This is a genomic window from Bacillus sp. S4 (genome assembly GCF_040838205.1).
In the GTDB taxonomy this organism is placed as follows: Bacteria; Bacillota; Bacilli; order Bacillales; family Bacillaceae_G; genus Bacillus_A; species Bacillus_A cereus_U.
Genome location: NZ_JBFPJI010000261.1, coordinates 1 through 4,758, shown reverse-complemented (window position 1 = coordinate 4,758; position 4,758 = coordinate 1). Strand labels below are relative to the sequence as shown.

Sequence of the window (4,758 nt, the reverse complement as noted above, 5' to 3'; positions counted from 1 at the left end):
ATATTATTGTAGATTATCCTTTTGCATACTTAAATAGAGAAATAGGAGAATTCATTGATGTAACTATATTTATCGACACACCTTTAGATATTGCGATGGCTAGAAGGATTTTGCGAGATTTTAATGAAGATACAATGAGTGAAATACATAATGATTTGAAACATTACATGACACATGCGAGAAAAGCTTATTTAGAGGCAATTCATACTGTTAAACCAAATTCAGATATTGTCTTGGATGGATCTTTATCTGTAAAGGAAATAATTGATCGTACACTAGAGGAACTTAATCGAAGAAAAGTGATTGTGAATGATTAAATGTATAGAGGAATATGTACAAAAGGATGAGCCACATTATATTATAGATGCCGTTAAGTGGACCAGTGGGGTAGGGGAGAGATAAGTGTGTACACTTTATTTCAATATAATTGGCAAGTAAGAGAAGAATGGTTTAAGTGGTGTGAACAACTTAATTAGTATAGATTTTAAAAGTAAATTAGCAATATAAATGGTAAGCGAAAAGGCTCAGATTTTTCTGAGCGTTTTTTAGCGTAATATGTTATCAACCTAATTGAACTAACACTACCTGTTAATTTAATATAATTTGCTTCACAAATAAATAGAGGGAAATCGATAAAGTCAGAACCTTAAAGAATTTTGGAATCAAAATGGAAGTAGACAAACTGTTCACAGCCCCTTAAAATCAAGCAATAACTTTATTCGTTCGGATAAAGATTCTGATATGTTTTTACTGTATGTTTAATTAAATCCTTTAAAACATCGATATCGATATTAGCTAATGTATTAACATAAATACAAGCCTTACTCTTCGTGTGTTTACCAAAGTTTTCTAATAATTTTTCTCTTTCCTCACTTTCGTAAGTCAAATAAAGACTAATTTTCGCCTTTCTTGGTGAAAAACCCACTAAAGGCGCATCCCCTTCACGTCCTGATGCATACTTATAGTGATAGCTACCAAAGCCAATAATACTAGGGCCCCACATTTTAGCGTCGTAACCAGTTACTCCTTCAAAAATTTCTAATAACTGATAGGCATCTGCCTTCTTCTTCTCATTTTCCACACTTTCAATAAATTCAATTACACTATTTTCAGTTTCTTTCATCTTTGGTTCAGACATATATGTACCCTCCTATTCTCTGAATAAATTTATTTTAACATAAAACTTAAACTCGATATTCAAACCAAACGTATCTGTGCAATACACAGTTCTCGTCATCGGCTCGATATGTAATACATTTATGTACATGTCGTGGACCATCCCGTCACGATAGTATGAAATCAATATTTCCTCTTTGTTTTGTAGTGATTGCACAAGCCATATTTGCAGTTGTTCTTTCATATCTTCAGTTACAATTGGTTTCGGTACTTTATTCAAATCATTCAGCATTTCTCTAATTCTTTCGTATTGTTCGGCATATTGGTCATTCGTTATCAAGACCTAAATCGTAAAAAGCCATAAAAAATAAGAGATGATACATATTATACATAACTAATTCATGATCAACAGCATCCAATATGGTATGGCAGGGCTGGAAGTGTTGGAAGTACTACGGGCACAGTTGGGCATTATTAATAAGAGCCCAATAAAAAATTCTCTTGGATGCAAGAGGATTTTTTTATTGGGAATAGTAAGGGTGAGGGAGGTGCATTACATATGGGAAAAGGTAGAAGTAATAATGCTGGTAAAAAGCAACCGAATTTCGATGATTCATCTAATTTCGCTAAACAAAGCCAACCGACAGAAAAGAAGAAGAAATAAGAAAAGGAGCTCTCTTGATAAAGAGAGCTCCTTTTTAAGGTATATTGACATTTCAGCAAAACATATCGATCGCTCAACCAAATAGTCATAAGTGCAAGACTTAAATTCATGCGGCGAATGGCAGCAAATATAATATTATTGTCCTGCTTTTTCTAATGCTTCTTGACGTTGACCTCATATAAAATGCCAATACTCCATTTTATATAGCATGATGTTAAATAAATAAATTTTAATTCAAAAGAAATTGGTGAAGTGTTACGACATGAAATTCATCATATTGGTCAGCTATCTATATGGGCGAGAGAATTAAATCTTCAACCTGTTTCAGCAAATTTAATTGGAAGAGGATTATAGACTTAGAAACCGACTTGTATTGCACAAATACAAGTCGGTTTTTATATATAAGAGGATTTCTTAGTTGAAATCCTCGGATTTTTTCTGACGTATATGTAAAAACATTAAGAGGGTAATGATTAAAAAGATCATAATCGTTTGTATGATTAAATTTTTAAACTGAAGCAAAATGGTCCAAGATGTAACAACGTCTTTGAAAGCTTGGAGTGCAGAATATGAGGTAGGTTCAAAACCGTATTGAAGTAACTTTTTTGTTTCAACAAAAGCCGTGTTTTCTTCATTGGCGTCTAATACTACAGAAATAAACCTTGTATCTCCTTGTTTTGCTGTACCAACAAAACTATAATTACCGTTAGTTGACAAACTAGTTTGCAAGCCATCAACACCTTTTAGTTTAATGTTTTTATCAAGAGAGTAAATCATTTTATTTGTGTTGAGAACTTGAAAATCTTTGAAGGTAAATGGGTAAGAGGTTAGTTTAGTTATATTTAATACATCTGGATAGTCTTTTATTAATTGTGCAGCTATTTCGGCTGCGTCTATTGCTGTTGTAATCGATTGTTTATTCTTCTCGCTATTTATTCCAGTGGAATTTAAAAATGGAGATTGTTGTGATAACTTTAGTTGTTTTGCTTTTTCATTCATTAACGATGTGAAATTATCTTCATTTCCAGCAATGTGTTCTGCTAGTTCAAGTGCAGAACGATTATTTCCGGTTAAAAGCAATGTATTTAGTAAATCACGAACGGTTGTTTTATCATTCGATGTTACATGTATAGGACTCGTTTCGGTTTGAAAAACGTCGTTACTTATTTTTACAGATTCATCTAATTGTATTTTGCCATCATGAAGTTGTTCCATCACAATATACTCAGTCATTAATTTAGATAAAGTGGCCGACTGAATGGGAGTACTTTCATTTTTTTTATAAACAATCTCACCAGAATTAGTATCTATTAAAATAGCTGATTTAGCTTGAATAATTGGACCATTTACATAAAGGTAAAAATATAAAACGATAAGTGCAGTAATGAGAAAAGATAATAATAAAACTGTTATTTTTTTCAAGAATTGCATAAGCGATCCTCCTACTATTACATCAATAATATTATTGTAAAAAGGAATGCTTAATTAGGAAGAAAGAAAAGGTAAAGAATTTCTAAAGAATTATAAAGGATTATTAAATTTTGGATATTGATGGAATATAAAAGGTTCAATTTCTTATATGATAAAAAATTGAACCTATAAATATGTGGTATTAAGCTTTATAAGGGAGTAGTTTTACAGTGAAAGTTGTTTTTTTATCATCGCTATATACTTCAATTGTTCCTTTATGCAATTCAACAATACTTTTTGCAATTGCTAATCCGAGTCCAGATCCACCAGTGTTTGTTGAACGTGATTTTTCAACACGATAAAAACGTTCAAAAATATGAGGTAAATCAGTACTAGGGATAGGTTGTCCGTAATTTGTTATATCAATTGTAATCATGTTATTGCTTTCGTAAGCGGTAATATCAATATGATCTCCATCATTTCCATAAGTAATAGCGTTTATGATTAGATTTTCAAACACACGTACTAATTTATCCCCATCAGCTAGTACCATTAGCTTTTGAGATGGGAAAGAAGGGCGACATTCAATATTAGCTTCTTGAAGCTGTATCCGAAATTGGACAGTTAATTGTCCAATCAATTCTACAATATCAATGGGAGCAGAATATAAACTTAACTCTTTATTTTGAACGCGTGTATATTCAAACAAGTCATTCATTAATGCATTAAGACGAGTTACTTTATCGTAAATGACTTGAATATAGTATCGTAATTCTACTTCATCTCTATAATTATCATGATGGATTAAATTTACGTATCCAACTATAGATGTAAGAGGGGTTCGTAAGTCATGTGATACATTTGTAATAAGTTCGCTTTTTGCTTGTTCTGCCTGTCTTTCTTCATCAATCGAAACTTTTAATTGCTCAATAATTTGATTGACCCCAGTTGCCAGTTCTTCTAAATAATTATGGTGTACGATGGAAACTTTATGATTAAAGTTTCCACTTGCAATATACCGAATCTCTTCAATCATTTTTTTTATACAAGTTTCATAGTAAACCTTTCTTTCATGACGATAAAAAATGTATAAATAGGATGAAAAAATAGAAAATAAAAACAAATAAGATACAATCATCATCCATAAAGACTCTTTTAATCCAATATATTTTTCATGGCCAAAAATTCTAATGAATTCTTTTCCTAGTTCACTTAAAGTAAGTGAACTCTCAATTACACTAGTAACGAGGCGATAAATAATTAATTCAGTAATAGGGGTTAGTGTGATAGCTAATAAGAGCCAAAAAATAATTTTCCATTTTGGGATATCTTTTAATATGTCAAAAGCTTCATTTCTCAATTTTATAGCCTACTCCCCAAACAGTATGAATAAACTTTTCTCCATTCATTACTGTTTCAAGTTTATCCCGCAAATTACTAATATGAACCATCACAGTTTTATTTGAACCATAACCATCTTCATTCCAAACGCGTTCAAAAATTTCTTCGGAACTAAAGACTCTTCCTGTATTACTCGTAAGTAAATATAAAATATCAAATTCAATAGA

Annotated in this window: 6 protein-coding genes and 2 pseudogenes; 3 read left to right on the top strand and 5 right to left on the bottom strand. The window is 31.3% G+C overall.

What is annotated here, in order from left to right; all coding sequences use genetic code 11:
• A partial coding sequence (locus AB3X48_RS18015) for a nucleoside/nucleotide kinase family protein (RefSeq protein WP_483298827.1) occupies positions 1 to 317 on the top strand: 317 nt, incomplete at its 5' end.
• 87 nt (positions 318 to 404) lie between these two features.
• Positions 405 to 473, top strand: a pseudogene (locus AB3X48_RS18010) (DinB family protein); the annotation flags it as partial.
• Positions 474 to 715: 242 nt separating this feature from the next.
• On the opposite strand, the gene AB3X48_RS18005 reads toward AB3X48_RS18010, so the two are convergent.
• Complete coding sequence (locus AB3X48_RS18005) at positions 716 to 1,138, bottom strand: DUF1801 domain-containing protein (protein ID WP_002110021.1); 423 nt, start codon at positions 1,136 to 1,138, stop codon at positions 716 to 718.
• Positions 1,139 to 1,150: 12 nt separating this feature from the next.
• On the bottom strand, positions 1,151 to 1,456 hold the full coding sequence (locus AB3X48_RS18000) for a YolD-like family protein (protein ID WP_050567235.1): 306 nt from the start codon (positions 1,454 to 1,456) through the stop codon (positions 1,151 to 1,153).
• A gap of 561 nt (positions 1,457 to 2,017) precedes the next feature.
• On the opposite strand from AB3X48_RS18000, the pseudogene AB3X48_RS17995 reads away from it, so the two are divergent.
• A pseudogene (locus tag AB3X48_RS17995) lies at positions 2,018 to 2,134 on the top strand (DinB family protein); the annotation flags it as partial.
• A 60-nt stretch (positions 2,135 to 2,194) separates the two neighbouring features.
• Here the strand turns inward: AB3X48_RS17995 and AB3X48_RS17990 are convergent.
• The 3 genes from AB3X48_RS17990 to AB3X48_RS17980 all read right to left on the bottom strand — a co-directional run.
• Entirely contained in the window at positions 2,195 to 3,211 is a 1,017-nt protein-coding gene (locus tag AB3X48_RS17990) for a D-alanyl-D-alanine carboxypeptidase family protein (RefSeq protein WP_002110023.1), read from the bottom strand.
• Between the two features lie 181 nt (positions 3,212 to 3,392).
• Entirely contained in the window at positions 3,393 to 4,550 is a 1,158-nt protein-coding gene (locus tag AB3X48_RS17985) for a sensor histidine kinase (RefSeq protein ID WP_002110024.1), read from the bottom strand.
• The coding region (locus AB3X48_RS17980) for a winged helix-turn-helix domain-containing protein (protein WP_367959776.1) at positions 4,540 to 4,758 on the bottom strand (219 nt) is incomplete at its 5' end. The genes AB3X48_RS17985 and AB3X48_RS17980, both read right to left, overlap by 11 nt.

What these genes read in the sequence shown, in the direction of transcription:
- AB3X48_RS18005 (WP_002110021.1), bottom strand. Translation starts at nt 1,138, where the DNA reads ATGTCTGAACCAAAGATGAAAGAAACTGAAAATAGTGTAATTGAATTT.
- AB3X48_RS17990 (WP_002110023.1), bottom strand. Translation starts at nt 3,211, where the DNA reads ATGCAATTCTTGAAAAAAATAACAGTTTTATTATTATCTTTTCTCATT.